The sequence below is a fragment of the Streptomyces sp. x-19 genome (assembly GCF_046549115.1).
GTDB lineage: Bacteria > Actinomycetota > Actinomycetes > Streptomycetales > Streptomycetaceae > Streptomyces > Streptomyces albulus_C.
Genome location: NZ_JAJPWK010000023.1, coordinates 43,929 through 69,024 on the forward strand (window position 1 = coordinate 43,929; position 25,096 = coordinate 69,024).

Here is a 25,096-nt window from a genome sequence, read left to right on the forward strand (position 1 = left end):
GTCAGCGGCTCTCGTCGTCGTGCGGGCCGGCGGGGGCGTCGGCGTCGGCGCCCTCGCGCAGGTCCAGGCCGATGTCGAGGACCCGGGCGGAGTGGGTGAGCGCGCCCACCGCCAGGTAGTCGACGCCGGTCCGGGCGTATGCGGCGGCGTTGTCGAGGGAGAGTCGGCCGGAGGACTCCAACATCGCGCGGCCGGCGACCAGTTCCACCGCCTCGCGGGTCTGCTCCGGCGTGAAGTTGTCCAGCAGGATCAGGTCGGCGCCCTCGGCGAGGATCGGCGGGATCTGGTCGATCCGGTCGACCTCGACCTCGATCGGCACGCCGGGGAACTCGGTCCGCACGGCCGTGAACGCCTCCGCGACGCCGCCCGCCGCCACGACGTGGTTGTCCTTGATGAGCGCCGCGTCGGACAGCGACATCCGGTGGTTGACGCCGCCGCCGCAGCGCACCGCGTACTTCTCCAGGGCGCGCAGGCCTGGCGTCGTCTTACGGGTGTCGCGGACCCTGGCGTCGGTGCCGTCGAGGACGTCCGCCCAGGCGCGCGTCAGGGTGGCGATGCCGGACAGCCGGCCCAGGAGGTTGAGCGCGCTGCGCTCGGCGGTGAGCAGGTCGCGGGTGCGCGTGGTGACGGACAGCAGCTTCTGGCCGGCCACGACGCGCTCGCCGTCCTCGACGTGCCGCTCGACGGCGAACTCGTCGGTGCACACCACGGACAGCACCGCTTCGGCGATCCGCAGGCCGGCGATCGTGCCGTCCTCGCGGGCCGTGAAGTCCCCGGTGGCGACGGCGTCTTCGGGGACGGTCGCCACGGTGGTCACGTCCACGCCCTGGTCGAGGTCCTCCTCGATGGCCATGTGCGCGATGTCCTCCACCTGGACGGGGTCGAGCCCGGCGGCCAGCAGGAGCGCGGCCAGGTCGGGGTCGAGCCCGCAGGTCAGCGGGTCCAGCTCGTAGCCTTCGCCGTCGCCGGCGGCGCACCCGCAGGCGTCGCCGCAGCCTCCACCGGCGGGAGCGGCGCCGGGCCGGCCGATCTGGAGGAGGGGGAGGTCGTCGGGGGTGCTGCTCACGGGGTGGGCTCCGTATCGGGAGTGGGGGCGGGCTGAGGGGCGGTGCCGGCGGTCGGCGGGAAGCCGGCGGTCTGTGTGGTGCGGATGTTCAGGGTGCGGTCGGCGCCCAGGGTGATGCGGAAGTGGCGGCGCCACAGGGCATCGTCGCGGTCCGGGTGGTCCTCGCGCCAATGGCAGCCGCGGGTCTCCTCGCGGCGCCGTGCGGCGGCGACCAGGACGCGGGCGACGCACAGCAGGTTGGTGGCCTCCCAGGCTTCCACACCGGGCTCGGGGGCCTTGACGACGGCCGGGGAGGCGTCCACGGCCGCCTCGGCGGCCTCCCGCTGGAGGCGGTCGAGGTCGTCGGCGGCCCGGGCGAGGCTGGCTGCGCTGCGCAGCACGCCGGCACCGGCGCTCATGATCCGTTGAACGGCCGCGCGGGCCTCGGGCACCAGGAGGGGCAGCGGGGCGCGGGCCTCCACGGGGGCGGCGGCCGGGGCCGTCGTCCCGTTGGCGGTGATGTCCGCGGCGATCCGCTCCGCGAACACCAGGCCCTCCAGGAGGGAGTTGGAGGCCAGCCGGTTGGCGCCGTGGACGCCGGTGCAGGCCACCTCGCCGCACGCGTACAGGCCGGGCACCGTGGTCCGGCCGTGGAGGTCGGTGCGGACGCCGCCGGAGGCGTAGTGGGCGGCCGGGGCGACCGGGATCGGCTCGGTGACCGGGTCGATGCCGTGCGCGCGGCAGGCGGCCAGGATGGTCGGGAAGCGGTGCTCCCACATCGGGGCGCCGAAGTGCCGGGCGTCCAGGTACATGTGCTCGGCGCCCTGCTCCTGGGCGCGGCGCATGATCGCCTTGGCCACGATGTCGCGCGGGGCGAGTTCGGCGAGTTCGTGCTGGCCGACCATGAAGCGGGTGCCGTCCGCGTCGACCAGGTGGGCGCCCTCGCCGCGCACGGCCTCGGAGATCAGCGGCTGTTGGCCCTCCGCGTCCGGCCCCAGGTAGAGCACGGTCGGGTGGAACTGGACGAATTCGAGGTCCGAGACCTCGGCGCCGGCGCGCAGCGCCAGGCCCACCCCGTCGCCGGTGGAGACGGGCGGGTTGGTGGTCGCGGAGAACACCTGGCCCATGCCCCCGGTGGCGAGCACCACCGCCGGCGCGTGGACGGCACCGACGCCGTCGTGCTGGCCCTCCCCCATGACGTGCAGGGTGACGCCGGCCGTGCGGCCCTCGGCGTCCGTGAGGAGGTCGAGGACCAGGGCGTTTTCGATGGTGCGCAGGTCCGCCGAGCGTCCGCCGCCGTCGGTCGAGGGGGCGGCGGGTGCGCCGCTGCCGGCCGCGCGGACCGCGGCGACCAGCGCGCGGGAGATCTCCGCCCCGGTCGCGTCGCCGCCGGCGTGCGCGATCCGGCGGCGGTGGTGGCCGCCCTCCCTGGTGAGCGCGATCTCGTCGCTCCCGGGGGCGGTGTCGAAGCGGGCGCCGGCCGCGATCAGCCGGTGGACGGCGTCCGGGCCCTCGGTCACCAGCGTCCGCACGGCCTCCTCGTCGCACAGGCCGGCGCCCGCCACGAGGGTGTCGGCCAGGTGCTGTTCGGGGCTGTCGCCGTCCCCCAGGGCCGCGGCGATCCCGCCCTGTGCCCAACGGGTGGAGCCGTCGTCGAGCCGGGCCTTGGTGACGACGACGGTGCGGCGACCGGCGGCGGCGCAGCGCAGCGCGGCGGTCAGTCCGGCGACGCCGGAGCCGACCACGACGACGTCCGCCGTGATGGACCAGCCGGGGGCGGGGGCGGTGAGGCGTATGCCGGTGGGGCCGGTGGCGGTTCCGGTAGCGGTCATCGGGTCGCTCCGAGGGGGCCTTGGGGTGGAGTGGACTTCCTGGTCTTCCGGGGGGCCGCGGGGGCCGCTCCGGCCGGGGGCTCCTGGGAGGCGGTGTGCGGCTCCTGGGCGACGGCCGGCGTTGGGGCCCCGCCGGCGGGGAACACGAGCCGGATGTTGTCGATGAGCCGGGTGGTGCCCACCTTGGCGGCCACCGCGAGGATCGCCTCACCCGCGTACCCGTCCCGGACCTCGGTGAAGTCGCGCGGGTCGATCAGCGCCAGGTAGTCCAGGTCGAGCGGCGGATCCAGGTGGGCGGCGTCCTCCAGCACCACGCCGGCGGCGGCGCGGGCCACGGACGGGCCGTGCAGGGGGCCGGCGGCGTAGGCGACGGCGTGCGCGTCGGCGGCGGCCCGGTCCTCACCGAGGGCGGCGAGCGCCGCGGAACGGTCCTGTCCGGGGTGTCCGGCGGAGGCGGCGCGGTCGCGCAGCGCCTCCTCGGCGGTGAGCCGGTCGCGGGCGGCGAACAGCGCCGCGGACAGCGCGAGCGCGGTGTGGCGCTCCGGGCCGGACAGGTAGCGGTTGCGGCTGGAGCGGGCCAGCCCGTCGGCCTCCCGGACCGTGGCGACGCCGACGATCTCGACCGGGAAGTTCAGGTCGGTCGCCATCCGCCGGATGACGGCGAGCTGCTGGGCGTCCTTCTCCCCGAAGAACGCCAGGTCCGGCGCGGTCAGATGAAGCAGCTTGGCGACGACGGTGAGGACCCCGTCGAAGTGCCCGGGGCGGCTGGCGCCCTCCAGGACGGTGCCCATGGGGCCGGCGGAAATGCGGATCTGCGGTTCCCCGCCCGGGTAGACCTCGTCGGCCGACGGCGCGAAGACGGCGTCGGCGCCCGCCCCGGCGGCCAGCACCACGTCGTCGTCCAGGGTCCGCGGGTAGCGGTCGAGGTCCTCGCCCGCCCCGAACTGCAGGGGGTTGACGAACACCGTGACCACCACCTGGCCCTGCGGTCCGACCCGCTCCCGGGCGGCGCGGATCAGGGCGGCGTGCCCCTCGTGCAGCGCACCCATGGTCATGACAACGGCGCGGACGCCGCTGCGGCGTGGCAGTGCCCGCAGCTCCGCGGCGGTGTGGACGAGCTCGGGACCCGGCGCCGGTCGGGCGACGCCCGGGGGCGGGCTGACGGGCGAGGAGGTCATGAGCCGCCTCCGTGGGGGCCGTGGTCGGGGGACGCGGGGTCGTCGGGGCCTTCGGGGCCTTCGGGGCCTTCGGGGCCTTCGGGGCCTTCGGGGGAACCCTGCTCCCCCGAGCGCGCGCCCGGGCCGGTGCCGCTGTCGGGAGCGGGCCCCGCGAGCACGTCCAGCAGTTCCTCGGCCAGTTCCGGCTTGAGCAGACCGTGCGCGAGCGCCCGGTCCGCGGTCGTGCGGGCCATGGCCAGGTAGCCGGCGAGGGCCTGTGGGGCGTGCGTGCGCAGCTCCGCCAGGTGGGCCGCGACCGTGCCGGCGTCGCCCCGGGCGACCGGGCCCGTCAGGGCGGCGTCACCGGACCGCAGCGCGTTGTCCAGGGCCGCGCCGAGCAGCGGGCCGAGCATCCGGTCCGGGGCCTGCACCCCGGCCTTCTGGAGCAGCTCCATGGCCTGCGCCACCAGGGTGACCAGGTAGTTCGCGCCGATGGCGAGCGCCGCGTGATAGAGCGGACGGGCGGATTCCGCGATCCACTCGGGCTCCCCGCCCATCTCGATGACCAGCGCCTCCGCGGCCATCCGCAGCTCCTGCGGGGCGGTCACCCCGAACGGGCAACCGGCCAGCCGCTGCACGTCCACGGACGTCCCGGTGAACGTCATGGCAGGGTGCAGGGCCAGCGGCAGCGCACCGGCCCTGGTCGCCGGCTCCAGCACGGCCGTCCCGAAACGGCCGGAGGTGTGCACCAGCAGCTGCCCCGGCCGTACGGCACCGGTCTCGACGAGCCCCGCCACCAGGTCGGCCAGGGCGTCGTCGGGGACGGTCAACAACACGAGGTCCGCACGGGCGAGCACCTCGCCCGGGGTGACCAGCGGGACGCCGGGCAGCATCTCGGCGGCGCGCCGGACGGAGGCGTCGGAGACCCCCGAGACGGCCACCGGACGATGCCCCGCGAGCTGCAGCGCCGCGGCGAGCGCGGGCCCGACGCGACCTGCGCCGACGACTCCGACCGTGAGTCGGGCGGGCCGGTCCTGGGCCTCGGTGGAGGGATGTGGGTTCACGGGGCGACGGCCTTCCGTTCCAGTCCGCGAGGGGTACCGGACGATTCGTCGCCATGCTACGCGAGGGCCCCCCACCGCCCGGAGAGCCGTACGGAGGGTGAGACGAGGGTCTCGAAGGACAACCGGAACACCCCACTCCGCGCCGGTTCGGAGAGTTATCCACAGCCCTCGCGGCGCCGTCGCCGGCTGCGCGATGATCGGTCCAGACACCCCGCGCGGACAGCGCGGGACGAAGCGAAGGCGGGGGCCATGACCGAGAACGGGCAGCAGCACACGACGGGGCTCGACACTCCACCGGCGGACGACGGGGCGCGCGACGCGGCCGACGACCGGGCGCGACGGTTCGCCGCGTACCGCGGTGCGGTGCGGACACTGTCCGGCTCCCGCCCACCGGAGACGCTCGCCGAGCGAATGGCCCGCCTGACGGCCGACGCCCCCGGCACCTACGACCTCGACGACTGGACGGACCTCTACGGCAACGACGACGGCATCGTCGGCGCGTTGGAGCGCCGCACCGCCGAAGCCCTGGGCACCGCGGCCGCTGTGTTCTTCCCGACCGGCACGATGGCGCAGCAGGTGGCACTCCGCTGCTGGGCGGGCCGCACGGGCAACGCCACGGTCGCCGGCCACCCCCTGTCCCACCTGGAGGTCCACGAGCGCAACGCCTACGCCGTGGTCAGCGGACTGCGCATGGTGCATCCGACGAGCGCCCCGCGCCTGCCGACGGCCGCGGAGGTCTACGACCTGGAGGAACCGTTCGGCACCCTCGCCCTCGAACTCCCGCTGCGGGACGCCGGATACGTCCTCCCCAGCTGGCCGGAACTGGAGTCGGTGGTAGCCGCGGCGCGGGACCTCGACGCGGTGGTGCACTTCGACGGCGCCCGACTCTGGGAGTGCACCCCGCACTTCGGCAAGCCGCTCCCGGAGATCGCCGCCCTCGCGGACAGCGTCTACGTCTCCTTCTACAAGTCGCTGGGCGGCATCGCGGGCGCCGCCCTGGCGGGCACCGAGGAGTTCGTCGCGGAAGCCCGCGCCTGGCGTCACCGCTACGGCGGCCAGGTGTTCCAGCAGTGGCCGACCGTGCTGGCCGCCCTGGTCGGGCTGGACCACGAGCTGCCTCGGCTGCCGGAGTACGCCGCCCAGGCCAAGACCGTCGCGCGGGCCCTGCGGGAGGGCCTGGCAGAGGCCGGCGTGCCGTGGTTCCGGGTGCACCCCGAAGAGCCGCACACCCACCAGTTCCAGCTGTGGCTGCCCCACTCACCGCAGGTGTTGAACGAAGCCAGCATCCGTCAGGCGGAGGAGACCCGCACGACGCTGTTCCAGCAGTGGTTCGAACCGGACTCGACCGGACCGCCCGGCGTGGCGATGACGGAGGTGACGGTCGCTTCGCCCGCACTGGAATGGACGGCGGAGGAGATACGCACGGCGGTGGGCGAGTTCGTCCGACGCATCGACGGCTGACGGTGGCGGCGGTAGCGGGACCGGTGGGAGCTACGCCTGCGCGGTTCGTGCGGGAAGGGCCGCAGCCCGGTCGTTTCCAGCTGTCGGGCTCCGGGGGCCGTTCCGGATTGACTGCTCCAGGGTGGCCGCTCTGGGGTGGATGCTCTGGGGTGGCGGGTGGCTGCTACGGGGACCGTTACCGCCCGCCCCGCTCAGGCATCGCTCGGTCCGGCGTTGGGCCGGCCGGCCAGGGTGGTGGTTGCACGGTTCGCACCCGCGCGGGCGCCGGCCTCGCGGTGGGCGACCGGTCGGCCGGGAGCGGGACGGGCCGGTGCGGCGGCGCTGCCGTCCAGGGGTCGGGCGCGGCGAACCAGCCGTGCCGCGAGCCCTCGTGCGATCCGCCCGTCGCGCCCCCACCAGCGTTCCGCGGGATCGGTGACCACGGCCTTGAAGCGGCGCCACTGCCGGATCTCCCGGACGGTGCGGACGGTGGCCTCGCCCGGTGCGGGCGGGGCGACCTCGCCCCGCTGGGCGGCGCGGTAGCTGTCGAGGAGGTGCTGCTGCATGGTGTCCATGCCCCTCACTCTGAGACCGCCGGACGACCCCTGGCGCGCCGATTGACGAGAGCCGTCAATCGACGACGCCGCAGGTCACGGCCTCGCGCATGATGGGTACATGGCCAACGTCATCGACATCACCGGGCTGCCGCTGGAGCGCCTCGTCTTCGCGCCCTCACCGCTGGCCGAGCTGGGAGCGGCGCTGCACGCGCTGTCCGAGCCGGGGCACCACCCCGGGCTGCACGGTTGGGTCACCGCGACCAACGCCGGACTGAAGACCGACCTGGCGGACCGGTTGTGCGAAGCGGACTTCCTGTGGCGGTCCGCCCGCTCGGACATCCTGCTGCCCACCCGCCCCGGAGCGACGCTCGCCGAGGAACTGGACGGGCTCGACGGGATCGACGACGAACGGTTCGTGGCCGCCGCGTTCGAGATCAGCTGCTCACCCAAGTACACCCGCCCCACGCCGTCGCCCCTGGTCGACGAGCACGAGCGGGCACGCGTACGGGAGATGGCGGCGGCTCGCGGACCGCGGCAGGCGGCGTTCACGGACCGGATGCTGACCGACCCCGACGGCCTGCGGGTGTGGCTGCGGCGCCTCTTCGAGGACTGCGAGGACGCGTTCTTCGGGGACATCTGGCGGCGGGTGAGCATCCAGCTGGCCGCCGACGCACGACACAAGTCCGAACTGCTGCGCCGCAAGGGGCTCGCGGAAACGCTGACCGCGACCTCACTGGCGCTGACCCTGGAGGAGGCCCAAGACGGCAGTGGCACCAGCCACATCCTGGTCGACAAGCTGGCCAGTGGGCGCACGACCGGGTTCGCCGACCCGGCCGACCCCGGCCTCACGTTCATCCCGACGTCGTTCGGTTGGCCGCACCTGGTGTTCAGCCACGCACCCGGCTGGCGCCCGGTGCTCCAATACCCGGTCGCGAGCCCTGAGTTGCCTGTGCCCGCCACGCTGGAACTCGTCCAGCAACGGCTGGAGGCGCTCGGTCACCCGATGCGGATGCAGCTATGCCGCACCCTCTCGCGGGGACCGCACACGACCGGGGAACTGGCGACCACGTTCGGCATCACGTCGCCGGAGGTGTCGCGCCACATCGCGGTGCTGAAGAAGGCCGGCCTGCTCCAGACCCGGCGCCGGGGGCGGTACGTCCTGCACCAGCTGAACCTCCAGGTAGTGGCCCGACTGGGCAGCGACTTCCTTGAGGGCGTACTGCGCTGAGCCGACCGGTCACGCCTGATGGCAATGGGGCGGACGGGAGGGAGGCGCGGGGTGGGGGTGGAAGGAGGGTGGGGCGGAGGGCCGGAGGGGTGGGGCGGGGTGGGGGCGGGGGCGGGGGCGGGGAACAGCGGAAGACGTCGAACCACCGCCGCCCACCAAACAACACAACCCCAAGTAACAGCCCCCACCCCCACCCTCGCCCCGTTCCCCCGCCCAGCCCCCCATTCCCCACCCCTCGCCCCCACCTCCCTTCAGTTCTCCTGCAGAAACTTCTTCGCCAGGGCGTCGCCACGGCTCACCGCGTCGGAGTGGCTCTCGATGGGGGACGCCTTGGAGTTCTTGAACAGCACGTAGGTGACGCCCGAGTCCGCGCCGCCGGTCTCCGGGTTGGGGTCGATGCCCAGGCCCTTGGCGGCCGCGTAGGACGCCTCGCCGATGATCTTTTCGGGGCCGGTGTCCCCGACGACGGCGTATTCGACCTGGTTGTTGTAGATGAGGGCGACCACGCCGCCGCCCTTGATGCCCGCGGACTCGTAGTTCCAGATGCCGCTGGTGCTGGGCACGACGACGTAGGGCAGCTTCGCGGCGTTCAGTGGCTTGCCGTCGGACTGGTGGAAGCGGGTGTCGTCCTGGAACCAGGGGTCGGTGTCGGCGTTGCACTGCGAGGTGATCTGCCCGTCGCAGTCGATGTCCATGTCGGCCTTCCAGAAGACGGCGCCGTTCTCGCCGCAGACCGGGACGGTGGCCGAGGTCTCCTCGTCGGTCCGGTACTTGCCGTTGGAGATCTGCTGGCAGTCTTTGAGTTTGGCGAGCAGTTGGGCCGCGGAGACCGATCCTTCCTGGAGGGCGGCGTGCGGCGCGGTCCGGTGGGCGGTCGGCTGGGCGGTGGCGGGCAGGGCTGCGGCGGCGAGGAGGGCGGCGCCGGAGGCGGTGGCGAGGGCGAACATGCTTCTGCGCACGGGGAACCCTTCTGTTAGGAAAGTTTCCTTACCGCGCGCCAATCTGGCCTTTCTTACGTGTCCGCGTCAATGCACGTACCGGCCACGCCACGACTCCCGGACCAGGTCGATCCCCGGCATGCGGCGATCGACCTGGTCAGCCCGACTACGCTCCGGCGCCCCCGGCCCGGACCAGCCCCGTCTCATACGCCAGCACCACCGCCTGCACCCGGTCCCGCAGGCTCAACTTGGTGAGGATCCGGCCCACATGGGTCTTGACCGTGGCCTCGGACAGCACCAGCCGCGCCGCGATCTCGCCGTTCGACAGCCCCTGCGCGACCAGCAGCAGCACCTCCCGCTCACGGTCGGTCAGCCGCCCCAGCTCGGGCCGCGCGGGCTCGCCGGAGGTCGCGGGCAGCATCGGCGTGAAGCGGTCCAGGAGGCGGCGGGTGGTCGACGGGGCGACGACCGCGTCCCCGCTGTGCACCGCCCGGATCGCGGCGAGGAGTTCGTTCGGCGGCACGTCCTTGAGCATGAAGCCGCTGGCGCCGGCCTTCAGCGCGGAGAAGGCGTACTCGTCCAGGTCGAAGGTGGTCAGGATGAGGACCTTCGGGGCGCCCTCCGGCTGCCCGCCACCGCAGATCCGGCGGGTGGCCTCGACGCCGTCGAGGTGCGGCATCCGGACGTCCATCAGGATCACGTCCACCTCGGCGGTCCGCAGCACCTCCAGGGCCTGCACTCCGTCGCCCGCCTCGGCGACGACCCCCATGTCGGGTTGGGCGGCCAGCACCATCCGGAAGCCGGTGCGCAACAGCACCTGGTCGTCGACGAGCATCACGCGGATGGTCATGGCAGGGAGATCCCTTCACGGGTCGGCAGGAGCGGACGGGACGCAGGCGCCCGGGGCGACGGCGAGGAGGCCGGGGACGAGCACGCCCGATGCGAGCACGGTAGCGACCGGCCCGCCGACCACGTGCGCGGCGGCGACGGGTGGAGCGGGCGCCGACGGGGCCGGGCCGCTCGGCCACCACTCCCCCGCGCGCCGGAACGGCTCGGTGGCGCGACCGGCCGGCTCATCGGTCAGCCTTGAGCGGCAGGACCGCGTTGACGCGGAAGCCGCCGCCCGGCCGTGGCCCGGCGTCGAGGATGCCGCCGACCATGCCGACCCGCTCGCGCATCCCGATCAGGCCGTGGCCGAGCCCGTCCGCGCCGCCTGCCTCGTAGAGCTCGTGCTGGGCGCCCCGGCCGTCGTCCTCGACGAGCAGGTCGAGGTCGTCGTCCCGGTAGGTGAGGCGGACGGTGGCGCTGACGTCGGGGCCACCGTGCTTGCGGGCGTTGGTCAGGGCTTCCTGGACGATGCGGTACGCGGTCAGCTCGACGCTGCTGGGCAGCGGACGCGGCTCGCCGACCACCCGGAAGTCGACCGGCAGTCCGGCGCCCCGGACCTGGTCGATGAGGTCGGCGAGCTGCTCGACGCCGGGCTGTGGCACGTACTCCCCGCCCTCGGCCTGCTCACCGGTGCGCAGCACGCCCAGCAGGCGGCGCATCTCGGCCAGGGCCTGCCGTCCGGTGCCCGAGATCGTCTCCAGTGCCTGGCGGGCCTGTTCGGGTGCGGCGTCGAGGACGTAGGCGGCGCCGTCGGCCTGGACGACCATCACCGAGACGTTGTGCGCGACGACGTCGTGCAGCTCGCGGGCGATCCGGGCGCGTTCGGCGGCGACCGCGATCCGCGCCTGGGCCTCGCGCTCCTTCTCCAGGCGGCTGGCCTTCTCCTCCAGTTGCGCCCAGTAGGCCCGGCGGGTGCGTACCGAGTCGCCGAGCACCCAGGCGAGTACGAACGGCACGGTGAGCAGCACCATGAAGAAGACCACCGCCCACACGGGCATGGCGATGGGGCTGTCCCGGAAGCGGAGCTGTGAGAGGCCGGGGGCGATCAGGGCGCCGGCCAGTGCGAAGCGTGAGGCCCAGCGGCTGGCCGAGGTCTCGGAGGCGACGGTGTAGATGATCACCATCATCGCGAAGTCGCCCATGTTGGGCGGCACGTTCAAGATCAGCTGGCCGAGGCCGAGGGCGGTGGCCAGTAGCAGCATCTTGACCGGGTACTTCCGGCGCAGGGCGATGACCAGGCACAGGCCGGCGCTGAAGAGCAGGGCGATGATCTTGCCCTCAAGGCCCGACCGGGAGATGACCCACAGCCCGCAGAACCCGAAGAGGAGGAAAGCCCAGAAGCTGTCCACCCCCGTCGGGTGCCTGCGGAAGAAGTCATAGAGGCGCTGCACGTAACCCAGCGTAGGCAGCGCCGACAGGCTGCGGAGTCAACCGGAGGAGCGATCCTCTTCCATCGGGCCTACTCCCCTAGGTGGAGGCCACATGCGCCAATTGTGTCGCCGCTGGGGTTGGCCCATGATCATCTGCGGGGTGGAACCGTGCTCGCGTGGCGCGGCCGCTCGCCTGCCGGGCGCCGGAACACGGCCCCGAGCAGGGCACTTCTTCTCAGCGCGCGGACTCATACCGTGGGCCGACCACCACACCACGGGTCGACGCCCCGCGGCTTCCGTCGCCCCCCGTACCGTGGTCCGTGTGACGAACAGGGGACGCGGGCACGCGCCGAACGAAGGACGCGAACGCGTGGCGAACGAGCACCGGCGCGCCCGGCGGCCCGGCGACGACGGCCTCCCGCCCGCCCCCGAGGCCCCGGCCGACGGCCTCGGGCCCGCGCCCCGCGCCGGAGCCGACGCCACCTGGCGCGGCTGGCGGGCGGCAACCGAGCAGGCGCTCTACGGTCCCGACGGGTTCTACACCCGCCCCGGCGGCCCCGGTCCCGGCGGCCACTTCCGCACCTCCGTCCACGCCTCTCCGCTGTACGCCGGTGCCGTCGCCGCGCTCCTGTGCCGGGTCGACGCCGCGCTCGGGCACCCCGGCGAGCTGGCCCTGGTCGATGTCGGCGCGGGCCGCGGCGAGCTGTTGGGCGGCGTCCTGGCCGCGCTCCCCGAGGACGTGGCCGCGCGGACCCGCCCGTATGCCGTCGAACGCGCCGCGCGCCCCGAGGGCCTCGACCCTCGGATCGCCTGGCTCGCCGACCTGCCCGCGCCGGGCTCGCTCACCGGCCTGCTCTTCGCCAACGAGTGGCTGGACAACGTCCCGGTGGACGTCGTCGAGACGGACGCCGACGGGGTGCCGCGCCGCGTCGAGGTGCGCGCCGACGGCACGGAACGGCTGGGCGCCCCCGTGGACGGCCCGGACGCGCAGTGGCTGACCCGCTGGTGGCCGCGGGCCGCACCGGACGCCGCCGGCCCCGCCCCCGGGCTGCGCGCCGAGATCGGTCGCCCTCGGGACGCCGCCTGGGCGCGTGCCGTCCGCGCCCTGCGCACCGGGCTCGCGGTTGCCGTCGACTACGCCCACGACCGCGCCGACCGGCCGCCCTTCGGCACCCTCACCGGCTTCCGGGCGGGCCGCGAGGTCCGTCCCGTCCCGGACGGCAGCTGCGACGTCACGGCACACGTGGCGCTCGACGCGTGTGCCGGGCCGGCCGCCGAGCGGCTGACCCAGCGGGCCGCGCTGCACGCCCTCGGCGTGACCGGCCGGCGCCCGCCGCTGTCCTTGGCGACCACCGACCCGGCGGGCTACCTCCGGGCGCTCGGCGCCGCCGGTGCCGCCGCGGAACTGACCGACCCGGCCGGCCTGGGCGGCTTCGGCTGGCTGCTGGAACCGGTCGGCGGCCCCGCCTGCGCCGGCCTGCTCGCCGCCGACGACGCGGGCTGACCGGGCGCGCCGGCCGTCCGGCCCGAGCGTCCGGCTCGGCCCTCGGACTAGCCGGTCCACACCACGGACCGCCCCGCTCCGCGGCGTCGCGCCCTGCGACACTGTCCCCATGACGGAGACGACGGTCGGCATCGGCGGCGCGGCGGAAAGCACCGACATGGTGCTGAACATCGGCCCGCAGCACCCCTCCACGCACGGCGTGCTGCGGCTGCGCCTCGTCCTGGACGGCGAGCGCATCCGGCACGCCGAGCCGGTGATCGGGTACATGCACCGCGGCGCCGAGAAGCTCTTCGAGGCCCGCGACTACCGCCAGATCATCATGCTCGCCAACCGCCACGACTGGCTGTCGGCGTTCTCCAACGAGTTGGGCGTGGTGCTCGGCGTCGAGCGGATGCTCGGTATGGAGGTCCCCGAGCGCGCAGTGTGGACCCGGACGCTGCTCGCCGAGCTGAACCGCGTGCTGAACCACCTGATGTTCCTCGGCTCGTACCCGCTGGAACTCGGCGGCATCACCCCCGTCTTCTACGCCTTCCGCGAGCGCGAGGAGCTCCAGACCGTCATGGAGGAGGTCTCCGGCGGCCGGATGCACTACATGTTCAACCGCGTCGGCGGCCTCAAGGAGGACCTGCCCGCCGGCTGGCTGGGCCGGGCCCGGCAGGCCGTCGCCGACGTCCGCTCCCGGATGGACGTCTTCGACGACCTCGTCCTCGGCAACGAGATCTTCCGCGGTCGCACCCGGGGCGTCGGTGTGCTGTCCCGCGAGGCGGTGCACGCCTACGGCGTCTCCGGGCCGATCGCCCGCGCGTCCGGCGTCGACTTCGACCTGCGGCGTGACGAGCCCTACCTCGCGTACGGCGACCTCGGGTCGACGCTCCAGGTGGTCACCCGGGACGAGGGCGACTGCCTGGCCCGGTTCGAGTGCCTGCTGGCGCAGACCCACAACTCCCTGGACCTGGCCGACGCGTGCCTGGACCGGATCGCGGAGTTGGCGCCCGGTCCGATCAACCAGCGGCTGCCCAAGGTCCTCAAGGCCCCCGAGGGCACGACCTACGCGTGGACCGAGAATCCGCTCGGCATCAACGGCTACTACCTCGTCTCCAAGGGCGAGAAGACCCCGTACCGCCTGAAGTTGCGCTCCGCGTCGTACAACAACATCCAGGTGCTGACCGAGTTGCTGCCGGGGACCCTGGTGGCCGACATGGTCGCCATCTTGGGGTCGATGTTCTTCGTGGTCGGCGACATCGACAAGTAGCCGAGCGGCGGGGCGGGCGGCTGGCCGCCGCTGGCTGCGCCCGCGCGCACGACACGGCGGCGGGGAGTTCGTCCACAGGCTGTGGACGAACTCCCCGCCGCTCGGTGCGTCTACGGGTCTGCGGCGCTCAGGAGATGGCGCTGCGCAGTTCGGCGAGGTCGAGCTGCTCGGTCTCGTCGTGGGCGGTCAGGTCGATGACCTCACCGGCGCCGTGCGTGGTCTCCCCGTCGGCGGTCGCGCCGTCGGTCGCCTGGTGCGCGCCGTCGGTGCCGGCGTCCGCGGACTTCTCGGTCGCCGCGGCGGCCTCGTCGGCGGCCTGCGGGAGCGCCGCCCGGGCCGGTACGCGGGCCTGCGCGCGCGCCGACTGCTCGGCGACCGCCTCGTCGCCGACGACGTCCGCGAGGTCCTCCTCCAGGGGGGCGGTCGGCTGGTCGTGCGCGACGGTGGCGTTGCCGAAGAAGTCGAAGCCGCCCAGCGTGCGGGACACGGACGGGCGCGGCGGGGCGATCGCGGCGGCGGCCGGCACCGGGCGGAGCTCCGGTCCGCCCACCCCCTGGGCGGCGGCCGCCTCGGGCTTCCCCTGGTCGTCGGCCCCGGGCTTCTGCTGGGTGCCGGTGCCGTCCTCGCCGGCGGCGCGCTGCCGGGCGGCGTTGCGGGGCAGCGCGCGCAGGGCGCGGTCCGCCTCGGCGAACGTGGCGGTCGGACGGGCCGCGGGCGGGCCGTCCGGGCGCCGGGCGGCGGAGGCGTGGCGTCCGCCGCCGGTCCCGGGCTCGCGCCGGGCCGGGACGAGTGCGCCGCTAGCGGACGGTTGCCCGGCCTCGATGGCGAGCAGCCGGCGGCCCTCCAGGGCGCTGGCCCGCTCGGTCTCGGCGGTGGCGTAGCGGCGCAGCAGGGCGGCGTGCTCGCTGCGCAGGCGGGCGAGTTCGGCGCGCTTGGCGCGGAGCTTGGCGTCCAGGCCGGCGCGGATCTCGCGCGCTTCCTCGACGTCCGTCTCCAGTTCGGCGACGCGTTCCTCGGTGCGCCACTCGTCGCGCGCCCGGGCCCGGGTCAGCTCGGCGACCCGCTTGCCGGCCTTGCGGTCCCAGGTGCGCAGGAGGACGGCGCCGGTGACCGCGGCAGCCGCGGCACCGGCGGCGAGCACCCGTTGCACGAGGTCGTCGCCGACGAACCACGCACTCGTGGCACAGGCAATTGACGCACCGGCGACCGTCGCGGGAGGAAGCAGCCGGTGGAGGGGTGGGGAATGGCGGTGGCGTCCTCGTGGCATGGCCAGAAACTTACCGTGCGTGCGAGACCTATGGGGCCCCGCATACGCATCCGTTTCGCGCTGGTTACTTCTTGGCCAGTCCCTTGGACTCCAAATAGGCCGTTGCCACATCGGCGGGCTTCAAGCGCTCGGCATCGACCTTGCGGTTCAAGTTGATCAAGTCCTCGGTCGTCAGCACCTTGGTGATCTTGTTGAGCGCGGTCTCGATCTCCTTGTCGGCGGCCTTCTTCGCATTCAGCACGGGCAGCACGTTGTCGGCGTTCTGCAGCTTCTTGTCGTCCTGCAGGAGCACCAGACCGAAGTTGTCGAGAGTGGCGTCCGTGGTCGTGGTGAGCACCAGTTGGTCGGTGCCGTCCTTGACCGCCTGCTTGGCCTGCGGGGTCCCCACGCCCTTGGGATCGATGGCCTCGACGCCGATGCCGTAGGTGCTCTCCAGGCCGGGCTTGCAGAACACCCGCGTCTCGCACTCCTCGCCCGCGGCGAGTTTGATCTTCTCGTGCGAACGGCCCAGGTCGGAGAGCGTCTTCAGCCTGTGCTTGGCGGCGAATTCCTTGGTGACCGCGAACGCGTTCTGATCGGTGGCCGCGCCCGCCGGCAGCACCTTCAGACCGCGCGGCTCGGCGAGCTTCTTGAGCTCGGCCACCGTCTTGTCGATGTCGCTGGATGCCACCGGCTTCGCCTTGGGGCCGTTCTTCTTCGCGTTGAGGAATTCCGCGAGGGTGGAGGCGTATTCCGGAACGACGTCGATCTGGCCCTTCTCCAGGGCCGGCTCATACAGCTCGCGATTGGTCAGCGTCTGCACCCGCGGCTGGTATCCGGCATCGGCGAGCACCCGCGAATAGATCTCGGCGAGCACCTTCGACTCGGTGAAACCGGCCGAGCCGATGACGATCTCGCCCTTCCCGCCGCCCTTGGCCCGCCCGCCCTTCTCCTCCAGGCTCTGCCCGCCGCACGCGGCGAGTCCGGCCGCCAGCGCCACCACGGTCCCGGTGGCCAACGCGGTACGCACCGCTCGTGCTGTGCTGCTCATGGAATTGCACTCCGTCCGTTCGGATCAGGTCGTCGGATCAGCTCGTCGCTCAGGTCGATCGGGACGGTTCGGGTCGGGCCCCGGCCGGCGCCGGGGCCGGCGTCTTCCCGGACGGCCCGCGCCGCCGTCCCCGCATCGGGTCGAAGGCCCGGTCCACCACGACCAACACCCCCTCCACCAGCAGCGCCAGCACCGCCACCAGCACCGCCCCGGCGACCACCTGCGCGGTGTCGTAATTGCCGAACCCGGCCGTGATGATCCGGCCCAGGCCCCCGCCGCCGGCCAGCGCGGCCAGCGTCGCCGTGGCCACCACCTGGACCGCGGCCGAACGCAGCCCGGTCATGATCAGCGGGTAGGCGAGCGGTATCTCCACGCGTCGCAACAGCTGCGGCCCCGACATACCCATCCCGCGGGCCGCCTCGACCACGTCGCGGTCCGCCTCGCGTATGCCCAGATAGACGTTGGTCAGCAGGGGCGGCACCGCGAACAGCACCAGCGCGATGACCGTCGGCCAGTCGCCGTGCGACCCCAACGGACTCAGCGTCAGCAGCACCAGCACCGCGAACGTCGGCACCGCGCGCCCCACGTTGGAGATGTTGATCGCCAAGGCCCCGCCCTTGCCGATGTGGCCCAGCCACAGCGCCACCGGCAGGGCTATCAGGCAGGACAGCACCAGGCAGATCCCGGTCAACCAGAGGTGCTCACCGAGGCGGTGCCACACCCCCTTCTCCCCGGCCCAGTTGGCGGCCGTGCCCAGCCACTGCCAGGCCCCCGTGATCGCGTCCACGCTCACCCCACCGCCTTCGCCACGGTCGCCCCGCGCCGCGTCCGGCGGCCCGCGGACCGCGACCGCGTCCACGGCGTCAACAACCGCTGGAGCCCCAACAGGAGCAGGTCCGCCACCAGCGCCAACAGCACGCACAGCACCGAAGCGGTCAGCACCTCCGCCTTGAAGAAGCCCTCCATGCCGCTGGCTATGAGATTGCCCAACCCGCCGTAGCCGACGACCGAACCGATCGTCGTCATCGCCACCGTCGAGACCGTGGCGATCCGCACGCCGGCGACCAACGCCGGCAGGGCGAGCGGAAGCTCCACCTCGAACAGCAGCCGCGCCGGGCCGTACCCCATCCCGCGGGCGGCCTCCCGCACCTCGGCCGGCACCGCGTCGAGACCGGCGAGGACGTTGCGCACCAGGATCGTCAGCGAATAGAGCACCAGGCCCGTGACGACCACCGAGGGCGACACCCCGAAGACCGGTGTCAGCAACGCGAACATCGCCAGCGACGGCACCGTGTACAGCACCGTCGTCAGCCCCAGGACCGGCCCCGCGACGCCCCGCCGGTGCCGCGCCAACAACGCCAGCGGAAACGCGATCAGCAGCCCGAGCACCACCGACACCACCGTGATGCCGACGTGCTGGAGCGTGGCGTCCAGCAACTCCTGGCTCCGGGTGCGGAGGTACTCCCCGCAGATCCAGTCGTTCCGCTCCAGGCAGCCGGACCCGCCGCCCTGCGCCATGGACTGGGCGCCCATCAATGCCTGCGCCGCACGCGCCGGTACCTCCACCGCCGTCACCTCCCCCGCTCGCCGATAACGTGGTGACTGTCTGCGACCCTAACCCCCACCACTGACAATCACCGCGGCCCGGCATCCACTCGCAACACCGCGTTCACGGCACCCGCGCACGACGCGTACACAATGGGGCCCGTCCACACAGGGGGAATTCATGATCCGCTTCGAGCACGTCACCAAGCGCTACGTCGACGGCACCACCGCCGTCGACGACCTCTCCTTCGAGGTCGCCGAGGGCGAACTCATCACCCTCGTCGGCCCGTCGGGCTGCGGCAAGACGACCACGATGAAGATGGTGAACCGGCTCATCGAACCCACCGACGGCCGGATCCTCCTCGACGGCGAGGACGTCGCCGACGCCGATCCGGTCGAACTCCGCCGTCGCATCGGCTACGTCATCCAGCAGGTCGGGCTCTTCCCCCACAAGACCGTGCTGGACAACACCGCCACCGTCCCGCACCTCCTCGGCCGGCCGCGCAAGGCGGCCCGGGCCCGCGCCGCCGAACTCCTCGACCTGGTCGGCCTCGACCCGGCCGTCTACGGCGACCGCTACCCCGACCAACTCTCCGGCGGCCAGCGGCAACGCGTCGGCGTGGCCCGCGCGCTCGCCGCCGACCCACCCGTGCTGCTGATGGACGAACCGTTCGGCGCCGTCGACCCGGTCGTCCGCGAGCACCTCCAGAACGAGTTCCTGCGGCTGCAGTCCACGCTCCACAAGACGGTGCTCTTCGTCACCCACGACATCGAGGAGGCGGTCCGGCTCGGCGACCGCATCGCCGTCTACGGCAGCGGCCGCATAGAGCAGTTGGACACCCCGGCGACCGTCCTGGGTGCCCCGGCGACCCCGTACACCGCGGAGTTCGTGGGTGCCGACCGCGGCCTGAAGCGGCTCGCCGTCACCCCCGTCGAGGCCGCCGACCTCGACGAGCCGCCGGTGGTCCGCCTGGACGACCCGGCCGCCCGGGCCGCCGACGCGCTCACCGCCGCCGGCGCCCCCTGGGCCGTCGTCCTGGACGCCGATGGCGCGCCGTACGGCTGGGTGGCGGCCGACGCACTCGTCGCCCCCGAGGGCCCCGCCGCGGACCGGTCCGCGACCGTCCGCGACCTGGCCCGCCCGATGGCCGCCAGCGTGCCGCTCGGCACCCCGCTCCGGCAGGCGCTCAGCACCCTGCTCCAACACGACGCGGGCTGGCTCGCGGTCCTCGACGGCGACCGCTACCGGGGCGTCCTCACGCCCGCCCGGCTGCACGGCGCCCTGCGCCGCGCCACCACCGCGGACGCGACGGACCTGCCGCGCACCGAGGTCGCCCTGGACACCGTCCCGGGCACCTGAGACGACGGGGCGGCTCGGGCCGGGGCCGCGTCAGGCCCGCGCCGGCCCGGGACCGTCGTCGTCCCCGTCCTCGCCCTCCGGCAGCTTGCAGACCCGCTCCAAGAAGATCGCCGCGGCCACCACAGCCGCACCGGCGAGTACCGAGAACCCGGCGTACACGGCCTGGGTACGGCGCGCGTCGTCCACGCCCGACAGCAGCAGGAAGACGCCGACGCCGCCGTAGAGCCCGGCGACCAACGCCGCCACCAGGGCACTGGCCTGGCCGAAGACCACCGCGCGGGCGGCCACCAACGGGTCGACGCCCTTCGCCTCGGGCTGCCGCTCGCGCTGCGCGCGCAGTCGGGACCGCAGGGAGAGCGCGGTGGCGGCGAGCACCACGGCGATCAGCGCCAGCACGATCGGCGCCGCCACCGGGACGCCGGGCAGGGAGCCGAACGCGTCCCATAGCCGGGCGCCCGCCCAGGCCAGGATTCCGGCCACCACGAACAGCCCGACCAGGACCTTGATCCGTAGCTGCTTCACCGAGCGATCGCCCCTCGCACCGTCCCGGCCACCCCTACCGCGATGACCGTGTCCGCCTCATGGCCGCACCCCTCGGTGCGACCGCCGTATCCGTCCGGCCGCCTCGCGCGCGCACGAGCACACCGCCGCGACGTCCAGGCGCCAGTACATCAGCGCGACGGGCGTCGCGGGCGCATCGTCGCCGTACGCGGCCGGCCCGCAACCCTAACGACTACTCCGGCAGCCGCAGTTCCAGGTCCGCCCGGTGGTTCACGCCCTCGTTGCCGACCGCGGCCAGCAGGGCGGCCACCGCGCCCCGGCCCGGGACCTCCGCCTCCGGGTCGACGTCGTGCCACGGCACCAGGACGAACGCCCGCTCGTGGGCGCGCGGGTGCGGCAGCGTCAGCCGCGGGTCGTCGGAGACCACGTCCTGGTAGGCGAGGATGTCGACGTCGATGGTGCGCGGACCCCACCGCTCGTCCCGCACCCGATCGAAGGCTTCCTCGATGGCGTGCCCGCGCTCCAGGAGGGAGTCCGGCGGCAGCGTCGTCTTGATCAGCACCACGGCGTTGAAGTACGAGGGCTGCGAGTCGGTGGCGACGCCCCACGGCTCGGTCTCGTACACCGGGGAGACCGCCTTGACCCGGACGCCCGGGGTGTCCTCCAGCGCGTCGATGGCGCCCTGGAGCGTCTCCAGACGGTTGCCGAGGTTGCTGCCCAGCGAGATCACTGCGCGCTTGGGGTTGGACAGCGTGACGTCCGCCGCGTCCACCTGCTCCACCACCGAGGCGGGCACCGGCTGGACGGTCGGGTCGTTGGCGGAGGCGGCGTGCGGGAGGCGGGCGGTGGCGGGGGCCGGCTGCTGGGTGGTTTTCATACTCGGCTCCGAGTGATGGTGATGGTCACGTCATCGAAGGGGACGGTGATCGGTGCGTCCGGCTTGTGGACCACCACTTCCACCTCCTGCACCCCCTCGTGCTTCAGGCACTGGTCGGCGATGCGCTCCGCCAAGGTCTCGATGAGGTCGACGGGCTCGCCTTCGACGACGGCCACCACCTCCTCGGCGACGATGCCGTAGTGGACGGTCTTCGCGAGATCGTCGGAGGCTGCCGCCGGGCGGGTGTCCAGGCCGAGGACCAGGTCGACGATGAAGGTCTGACCTTCCTCGCGTTCCCGGGGGAACACCCCGTGGTGCCCTCGGGCCTTCAGCCCACGCAGCGCGACACGATCCACGCGAATCACTCCCACTGGTCCGGCGGCGCCACTGGCGCCACTGTTCGTCGGATTCGGGCAGGCACCAGAGTTGGCCGGCGACACTGCCCCATTCGAATCTACCTGCGAGCACCGACAGCGCTCGCCCATGGGGGCTATGGACAAGGCCCCGTCCTGCTGCTAGGCGGTGTCGCGTGGGCAGCCTTGCCCAGCACGGGAGATCGTCCGCGCGGCCTCTTACCCGCGTCCGCCCGCCCCACCCCTACCCGTGCCGCACTTGGCTCGAACGGGTGCGCCCCACCCGGGACGCTGACGCCGGGCGCACCCGCCCGCGCCCCCGGCACCGCGACGCTTGTGAAGCCACTCACATGTCCGCGGACTGGGATGCGACCGGGAATCACAGCCGCCCGGGCAGCCCGTTCTCGTCGTCGGCGTCGTCGTCCCCGTCGTCGTCCCCCTCGTCGTCCTCGCGGTCCGCCAGCACCGGCGAACCGTGGTGCGACCAGACCCGCCAGCCGTCCTCGGTCCGCTTGAAGACGTTGGTCGCCACGACCAACTGGCCGATGAGCGGCCCCACGGAGCCGTCGTCCTCGGCCGGGCCGCCGCTGAGGATGTTCTCCGTGCAGGTGACCAGCGCGGTGTCGCCGACGACGTCGATCTCCACATCGGTCAGGAAGAACTGGATGTACTCGGTGTTCGCCATGATCAGCGCGTACGACCGGAGCACCTCCCCCCGCCCGCGCAGCACCGGCCACCCCGGGTGGACCACGCTCACCTGACCGTCCAGCCACAGCTCGGACAGCGCCTCATGGTCGCCGCGCTCGATGGTCTCGTACAGCGTGGTGTTCGCCTGCTCGACCAGCTCGATGTCCGTCCGTGGGCCCAAGCCGCTCACTTCGTCCCCGTCGTCGTCGCCGTACCGCCCACCCGCACCGCACCGGTTGCCCCGGCGCCCTTGGCCGCCCGCGCCGCGCCCTCGACGGCACGGGCCACCCGCACCGCGTCCGCGCTCGCCCTGACCTCATGCACCCGCACCGACCAGGCCCCCTCTCGCGCCACGATCGCCGACACCGCCGCCGTCGCGGCGTCCCGCTCCCGGGCCGGCGGTGGGGCGGCACCCTCGCCGCCTGCCAGCACCCTGCCCAGGAACCGTTTCCTCGATGCCGCCACGAGCAGCGGCCGGCCAAGCGCGCGCAGCCGGCCCAACTCCGCGACCAGCGCCAGATCGTGGCCGGCCTCCTTCGCGAAGCCCAGTCCGGGGTCGATGATGATCCGTTCCGGGTCCACCCCGCCGGCGACCGCCCGCTCCACGCTCGCCGCCAACTCGTCGACCACCTCGCCGACCACGTCCGCGTAGACCGCCCGGTTGTTCATGTCGATCGACTGGCCGCGCCAGTGCATCACCACGAACGCGACGTGGTGGGCGGCGACCGTCGGCACCATGGCGGGATCGGCCAGCCCCCCGCTCACGTCGTTGACCAACCGCGCCCCCGCTTCCACGGCCCGTTCGGCCACCGCGGCGCGCATGGTGTCGACGGACACCACGACCCCCGCCGCGGCCAACTCCCGGACCACCGGGACGACCCGGCGCAGTTCCTCGGCCTCGTCCACCCGGGCCGCGCCGGGGCGCGTCGACTCGCCGCCGACGTCCACGATGTCGGCACCCTGGGCCACCAGGTCCAGACCGTGTTTGACGGCGAGCTCGGTGTCGAACCACTCGCCGCCGTCGGAGAACGAATCGGGCGTCACGTTCACGACGCCCATCACCGCGCAGCGGTCCCAGTCCGGCAGTCCGGCCACCCGGCCGCGCAAGGTACTCATGGCACCAGCGTAGGCCGTGTGCCGACCGGCCGGATTGCCGCCGCCGGCTGCGCAGATCGCCCCTCCGCGGGCCCCCGCGGGGCGTCGGGCCGGCCCGGTCGCGGCCGGCCCGGCCCGGACCTCACGCCACCTTCTCCATCGCCCCGGCGGCCACCACCGTCTCCTCCAGGTGCCCGCACGGCCGCGGCTCGGCGGCCTTCCTGCGGCGCAGCACCCGGGGCAGCTCCAGGTACCCCTCGGCCTGCAAGGCGGCCAACCCGATCCGCGGGATGTCCCGGCTGTTGCGGAACACCACGAACCGCGGCTCCCAGCGTGGCCGGAACTTGTCGTTGAACTTGTAGAGCGACTCGATCTGGTACCAGCGCGACAGGAAGATCAACATCCCGCGCCAGACCCGCAGCACCGGCCCCGCGCCCAGCTTCTCGCCGCGCTCCAAGGAGGAGCGGAACACCGCGAAGTTCAGTGACACCTGCGCGATCCGCAGCTCCGGCGCCGCCTGCAGCGCCGCCACGATCAGCAGCTCGTTCATCCCCGGGTCGGCGCTGCGGTCCCGCCGCATCAGCTCCAGCGAGATGCCGTCGCCGCCCCACGGGACGAAGTGCTGCATCGCCTTCAGGTCCCCGAACGGGCCCGGCTCCTCGCCCTCGGCCGGCGCCTGGTGCGCGGTGGCGATCACCGCGTCGCCGTCCAGCTCCGCGTCGATCCGGCCGAGCGCCATGGAGAAGCCGCGCTCGGTGTCGGTGTCCCGCCAGGCGTCCGCGGCCTTCTGGACCCGCGCCAGCTCCTCCGGCTCCAGGTCGCCGACGCGCCGCACCCGGGTGGTGTAGCCGTTGCGCTCGATCCGCTTGACCATCTGCCGCACGTTGCGCATCGCCCGGCCGCTCAGGGTGAAGTCGGCGACGTCCACGATCGCCTCGTCGCCCAGCTCCAGCGCGTCCATCCCGGTCTCCCGGGTCCACACCTGGCCACCGGTCTCGCTGCACCCGGTGACCGCCGGTGTCCAGGAGTGCGCCCGCGCCTCCTCCATGAACCGCTCGATGGCGCCCGGCCACGCCTCTACGTCCCCGATCGGGTCGCCGCTGGCCAGCATCACGCCGGAGATCACCCGATAGCAGACCGCCGCCTTGCCGGACGGCGAGAACACCGCGCCCTTGTCGCGGCGCAGCGCGAAGTAACCCAGCGAGTCCCGGCTGCCGTGCCGGTCCAGCAGCTCCCGCAGCCGCTGCTCGTCCTCGTCCGTCAGCCGCGACGCCGGGTGCTCCGGGCGGAGGGCCAGGTACGCGGTGGTCGCCACGGTCAGCAGGCCCAGCGCGCCGAGCGAGTAGCCCACGGTGTAGTCCACGCCGTTGGTGTAGGCGATCGGCCCCTCGAAGCCGAAGAGCCCCCACAGCACGTGCTCGGCGCGCTCCCCGAAGGACGGCGAGCCGACGATCTTGTGCGGGTGGGAGCTGACGATCACCATGCCGAGGGCGAAGCTGACCCCGCCCAGGACGACGAGGTTGGCCACCGCCTTCCAGCGGCTGCGCGGATCGGGCAGCGCCGCGAACTCCCGTCGGTGCCGGATCAGGAACCCCAGCAGCACCAACGACAGCACCGCCCCGAAGACCGAGTGCCGGTAGACCAGCTGGGCGGCGATACCCACCGGCAGCAGCACCACCGCCGCCCCCCAGGCCCGCCGCTTGCGCCGCTTGAGCCCGTGGGCCAGGAGCAGCAGCAGGATCCCGACCACGAGGGAGGCGGAGGCCGCCAGCGGGCTCACCGCGCCCGGCAGCACCTCGGCCACCGCGTGCACCCGGCTGTGCCGGAAGCGCGGGAAGATCCCGGACATCACGTTGAGCAGACCGACCACGACTCCGGCCGTGCCCACCAGCCGCGGTACCGATGCGGGCCGTGGGCCGCGGAGCCAGCGTGGCGCAGACCACGCAACCTTCTCCGACTTTTCGCCATCTAGCCTGTCAGACATCACTTTCCCGTCGCCCCGGTCGAGAGAACGTGCGAGCCTTAGTCGCAGCATCTGGACTTTTGCGCCCTGTATGACGGCGTCTCAGGGCTCGGGGTTCCACTTGCGGTCCGGATGGCCCGGCC

23 protein-coding genes are annotated in these 25,096 nt (G+C 73.5%); 5 read left to right on the plus strand and 18 right to left on the minus strand.

Annotation, left to right across the window (positions count from 1 at the left end; all coding sequences use genetic code 11):
• Position 1 precedes the first annotated feature (1 nt).
• Genes nadC through ACLJT4_RS33800 form a run of 4 tightly spaced genes read right to left on the minus strand, consistent with a single transcriptional unit; the run spans position 2 to position 5,098 of the window.
• Positions 2 to 1,066 carry a carboxylating nicotinate-nucleotide diphosphorylase gene (nadC, locus tag ACLJT4_RS33785; RefSeq protein ID WP_411128269.1) on the minus strand — a complete coding sequence of 355 codons (1,065 nt, stop codon included), beginning with the start codon at positions 1,064 to 1,066 and terminating at the stop codon, positions 2 to 4.
• The gene (locus ACLJT4_RS33790; protein ID WP_411128271.1) at positions 1,063 to 2,877 is read right to left on the minus strand and encodes an L-aspartate oxidase; all 1,815 of its coding nucleotides are present in this window, start codon (positions 2,875 to 2,877) and stop codon (positions 1,063 to 1,065) included. The genes nadC and ACLJT4_RS33790 overlap by 4 nt, the downstream gene beginning before the upstream one ends.
• A complete protein-coding gene (gene panC / locus ACLJT4_RS33795; RefSeq protein WP_411128273.1) occupies positions 2,874 to 4,055 on the minus strand; it encodes a pantoate--beta-alanine ligase in 1,182 nt (393 codons plus the stop codon). The genes ACLJT4_RS33790 and panC overlap by 4 nt, the downstream gene beginning before the upstream one ends.
• Complete coding sequence (locus tag ACLJT4_RS33800; protein WP_411128275.1) at positions 4,052 to 5,098, minus strand: Rossmann-like and DUF2520 domain-containing protein; 1,047 nt, start codon at positions 5,096 to 5,098, stop codon at positions 4,052 to 4,054. Before ACLJT4_RS33800 ends, panC begins: the two co-directional genes overlap by 4 nt.
• A gap of 249 nt (positions 5,099 to 5,347) precedes the next feature.
• Between ACLJT4_RS33800 and ACLJT4_RS33805 the strand changes: the two genes are divergently transcribed.
• A complete protein-coding gene (locus ACLJT4_RS33805; protein ID WP_411128277.1) occupies positions 5,348 to 6,559 on the plus strand; it encodes a threonine aldolase family protein in 1,212 nt (403 codons plus the stop codon).
• A gap of 191 nt (positions 6,560 to 6,750) precedes the next feature.
• On the opposite strand, the gene ACLJT4_RS33810 is transcribed toward ACLJT4_RS33805, so the two are convergent.
• Positions 6,751 to 7,113: a hypothetical protein gene (locus ACLJT4_RS33810; RefSeq protein ID WP_411128279.1), complete on the minus strand. Its 363-nt coding sequence runs from the start codon at positions 7,111 to 7,113 to the stop codon at positions 6,751 to 6,753.
• A 100-nt stretch (positions 7,114 to 7,213) separates the two neighbouring features.
• On the opposite strand from ACLJT4_RS33810, the gene ACLJT4_RS33815 reads away from it, so the two are divergent.
• Positions 7,214 to 8,323 (plus strand): DUF5937 family protein, encoded by a 1,110-nt coding sequence (locus tag ACLJT4_RS33815; protein WP_411128281.1) that lies wholly within the window; start codon positions 7,214 to 7,216, stop codon positions 8,321 to 8,323.
• 251 nt (positions 8,324 to 8,574) lie between these two features.
• On the opposite strand, the gene ACLJT4_RS33820 is transcribed toward ACLJT4_RS33815, so the two are convergent.
• From ACLJT4_RS33820 to ACLJT4_RS33830, 3 genes are all read right to left on the minus strand, one after another.
• Positions 8,575 to 9,270 (minus strand): glycoside hydrolase family 75 protein, encoded by a 696-nt coding sequence (locus ACLJT4_RS33820; RefSeq protein ID WP_411128375.1) that lies wholly within the window; start codon positions 9,268 to 9,270, stop codon positions 8,575 to 8,577.
• A gap of 157 nt (positions 9,271 to 9,427) precedes the next feature.
• Positions 9,428 to 10,111 (minus strand): response regulator, encoded by a 684-nt coding sequence (locus ACLJT4_RS33825; protein WP_411128283.1) that lies wholly within the window; start codon positions 10,109 to 10,111, stop codon positions 9,428 to 9,430.
• Positions 10,112 to 10,334: 223 nt separating this feature from the next.
• Positions 10,335 to 11,540 (minus strand): sensor histidine kinase, encoded by a 1,206-nt coding sequence (locus tag ACLJT4_RS33830; protein WP_411128285.1) that lies wholly within the window; start codon positions 11,538 to 11,540, stop codon positions 10,335 to 10,337.
• Between the two features lie 349 nt (positions 11,541 to 11,889).
• On the opposite strand from ACLJT4_RS33830, the gene ACLJT4_RS33835 reads away from it, so the two are divergent.
• Both ACLJT4_RS33835 and ACLJT4_RS33840 read left to right on the plus strand, forming a co-directional pair.
• On the plus strand, positions 11,890 to 13,023 hold the full coding sequence (locus tag ACLJT4_RS33835) for an SAM-dependent methyltransferase (protein ID WP_411128287.1): 1,134 nt from the start codon (positions 11,890 to 11,892) through the stop codon (positions 13,021 to 13,023).
• Positions 13,024 to 13,132: 109 nt separating this feature from the next.
• Positions 13,133 to 14,275 (plus strand): NADH-quinone oxidoreductase subunit D, encoded by a 1,143-nt coding sequence (locus ACLJT4_RS33840; protein ID WP_411128289.1) that lies wholly within the window; start codon positions 13,133 to 13,135, stop codon positions 14,273 to 14,275.
• Between the two features lie 127 nt (positions 14,276 to 14,402).
• Here the strand turns inward: ACLJT4_RS33840 and ACLJT4_RS33845 are convergent, their stop codons facing one another.
• The 4 genes from ACLJT4_RS33845 to ACLJT4_RS33860 all read right to left on the minus strand — a co-directional run bounded on the left by ACLJT4_RS33845 (position 14,403) and on the right by ACLJT4_RS33860 (position 18,090).
• The gene (locus tag ACLJT4_RS33845; protein ID WP_411128291.1) at positions 14,403 to 15,542 is read right to left on the minus strand and encodes a hypothetical protein; all 1,140 of its coding nucleotides are present in this window, start codon (positions 15,540 to 15,542) and stop codon (positions 14,403 to 14,405) included.
• Between the two features lie 64 nt (positions 15,543 to 15,606).
• The gene (locus tag ACLJT4_RS33850) at positions 15,607 to 16,572 is read right to left on the minus strand and encodes an ABC transporter substrate-binding protein (RefSeq protein ID WP_411128293.1); all 966 of its coding nucleotides are present in this window, start codon (positions 16,570 to 16,572) and stop codon (positions 15,607 to 15,609) included.
• Between the two features lie 49 nt (positions 16,573 to 16,621).
• Positions 16,622 to 17,359: an ABC transporter permease gene (locus ACLJT4_RS33855; protein WP_411128295.1), complete on the minus strand. Its 738-nt coding sequence runs from the start codon at positions 17,357 to 17,359 to the stop codon at positions 16,622 to 16,624.
• Between the two features lie 2 nt (positions 17,360 to 17,361).
• Complete coding sequence (locus tag ACLJT4_RS33860) at positions 17,362 to 18,090, minus strand: ABC transporter permease (protein ID WP_411128377.1); 729 nt, start codon at positions 18,088 to 18,090, stop codon at positions 17,362 to 17,364.
• A 208-nt stretch (positions 18,091 to 18,298) separates the two neighbouring features.
• On the opposite strand from ACLJT4_RS33860, the gene ACLJT4_RS33865 reads away from it, so the two are divergent.
• Positions 18,299 to 19,477 (plus strand): ABC transporter ATP-binding protein, encoded by a 1,179-nt coding sequence (locus ACLJT4_RS33865; RefSeq protein ID WP_411128297.1) that lies wholly within the window; start codon positions 18,299 to 18,301, stop codon positions 19,475 to 19,477.
• Between the two features lie 30 nt (positions 19,478 to 19,507).
• On the opposite strand, the gene ACLJT4_RS33870 is transcribed toward ACLJT4_RS33865, so the two are convergent.
• The 6 genes from ACLJT4_RS33870 to ACLJT4_RS33895 form a co-directional block, all read right to left on the minus strand.
• Positions 19,508 to 19,999, minus strand: a complete 492-nt coding sequence (locus ACLJT4_RS33870) for a DUF3180 domain-containing protein (RefSeq protein ID WP_411128299.1) — start codon at positions 19,997 to 19,999, stop codon at positions 19,508 to 19,510.
• A gap of 211 nt (positions 20,000 to 20,210) precedes the next feature.
• Positions 20,211 to 20,855 (minus strand): 2-amino-4-hydroxy-6-hydroxymethyldihydropteridine diphosphokinase, encoded by a 645-nt coding sequence (folK, locus tag ACLJT4_RS33875; RefSeq protein ID WP_411128301.1) that lies wholly within the window; start codon positions 20,853 to 20,855, stop codon positions 20,211 to 20,213.
• A complete protein-coding gene (gene folB / locus ACLJT4_RS33880) occupies positions 20,852 to 21,211 on the minus strand; it encodes a dihydroneopterin aldolase (protein WP_016574864.1) in 360 nt (119 codons plus the stop codon). The genes folK and folB overlap by 4 nt, the downstream gene beginning before the upstream one ends.
• Positions 21,212 to 21,587: 376 nt before the next feature.
• Positions 21,588 to 22,076, minus strand: a complete 489-nt coding sequence (locus ACLJT4_RS33885) for a nuclear transport factor 2 family protein (protein WP_411128303.1) — start codon at positions 22,074 to 22,076, stop codon at positions 21,588 to 21,590.
• Positions 22,077 to 22,081: 5 nt separating this feature from the next.
• Complete coding sequence (folP, locus tag ACLJT4_RS33890) at positions 22,082 to 23,011, minus strand: dihydropteroate synthase (RefSeq protein WP_411128305.1); 930 nt, start codon at positions 23,009 to 23,011, stop codon at positions 22,082 to 22,084.
• Between the two features lie 121 nt (positions 23,012 to 23,132).
• On the minus strand, positions 23,133 to 24,974 hold the full coding sequence (locus ACLJT4_RS33895; protein WP_411128307.1) for a phosphatidylglycerol lysyltransferase domain-containing protein: 1,842 nt from the start codon (positions 24,972 to 24,974) through the stop codon (positions 23,133 to 23,135).
• Between the last annotated feature and the right edge of the window lie 122 nt (positions 24,975 to 25,096).

What these genes read in the sequence shown, in the direction of transcription:
- ACLJT4_RS33825 (WP_411128283.1), bottom strand. Translation starts at nt 10,111, where the DNA reads ATGACCATCCGCGTGATGCTCGTCGACGACCAGGTGCTGTTGCGCACC.
- ACLJT4_RS33845 (WP_411128291.1), bottom strand. Translation starts at nt 15,542, where the DNA reads ATGCCACGAGGACGCCACCGCCATTCCCCACCCCTCCACCGGCTGCTT.
- folP (WP_411128305.1), bottom strand. Translation starts at nt 23,011, where the DNA reads ATGAGTACCTTGCGCGGCCGGGTGGCCGGACTGCCGGACTGGGACCGC.
- ACLJT4_RS33805 (WP_411128277.1), top strand. Translation starts at nt 5,348, where the DNA reads ATGACCGAGAACGGGCAGCAGCACACGACGGGGCTCGACACTCCACCG.
- ACLJT4_RS33820 (WP_411128375.1), bottom strand. Translation starts at nt 9,270, where the DNA reads ATGTTCGCCCTCGCCACCGCCTCCGGCGCCGCCCTCCTCGCCGCCGCA.
- ACLJT4_RS33850 (WP_411128293.1), bottom strand. Translation starts at nt 16,572, where the DNA reads ATGAGCAGCACAGCACGAGCGGTGCGTACCGCGTTGGCCACCGGGACC.
- ACLJT4_RS33895 (WP_411128307.1), bottom strand. Translation starts at nt 24,974, where the DNA reads ATGTCTGACAGGCTAGATGGCGAAAAGTCGGAGAAGGTTGCGTGGTCT.
- ACLJT4_RS33865 (WP_411128297.1), top strand. Translation starts at nt 18,299, where the DNA reads ATGATCCGCTTCGAGCACGTCACCAAGCGCTACGTCGACGGCACCACC.
- ACLJT4_RS33815 (WP_411128281.1), top strand. Translation starts at nt 7,214, where the DNA reads ATGGCCAACGTCATCGACATCACCGGGCTGCCGCTGGAGCGCCTCGTC.
- ACLJT4_RS33790 (WP_411128271.1), bottom strand. Translation starts at nt 2,877, where the DNA reads ATGACCGCTACCGGAACCGCCACCGGCCCCACCGGCATACGCCTCACC.
- ACLJT4_RS33860 (WP_411128377.1), bottom strand. Translation starts at nt 18,090, where the DNA reads ATGGCGCAGGGCGGCGGGTCCGGCTGCCTGGAGCGGAACGACTGGATC.
- ACLJT4_RS33840 (WP_411128289.1), top strand. Translation starts at nt 13,133, where the DNA reads ATGACGGAGACGACGGTCGGCATCGGCGGCGCGGCGGAAAGCACCGAC.
- ACLJT4_RS33810 (WP_411128279.1), bottom strand. Translation starts at nt 7,113, where the DNA reads ATGGACACCATGCAGCAGCACCTCCTCGACAGCTACCGCGCCGCCCAG.
- panC (WP_411128273.1), bottom strand. Translation starts at nt 4,055, where the DNA reads ATGACCTCCTCGCCCGTCAGCCCGCCCCCGGGCGTCGCCCGACCGGCG.
- folK (WP_411128301.1), bottom strand. Translation starts at nt 20,855, where the DNA reads ATGAAAACCACCCAGCAGCCGGCCCCCGCCACCGCCCGCCTCCCGCAC.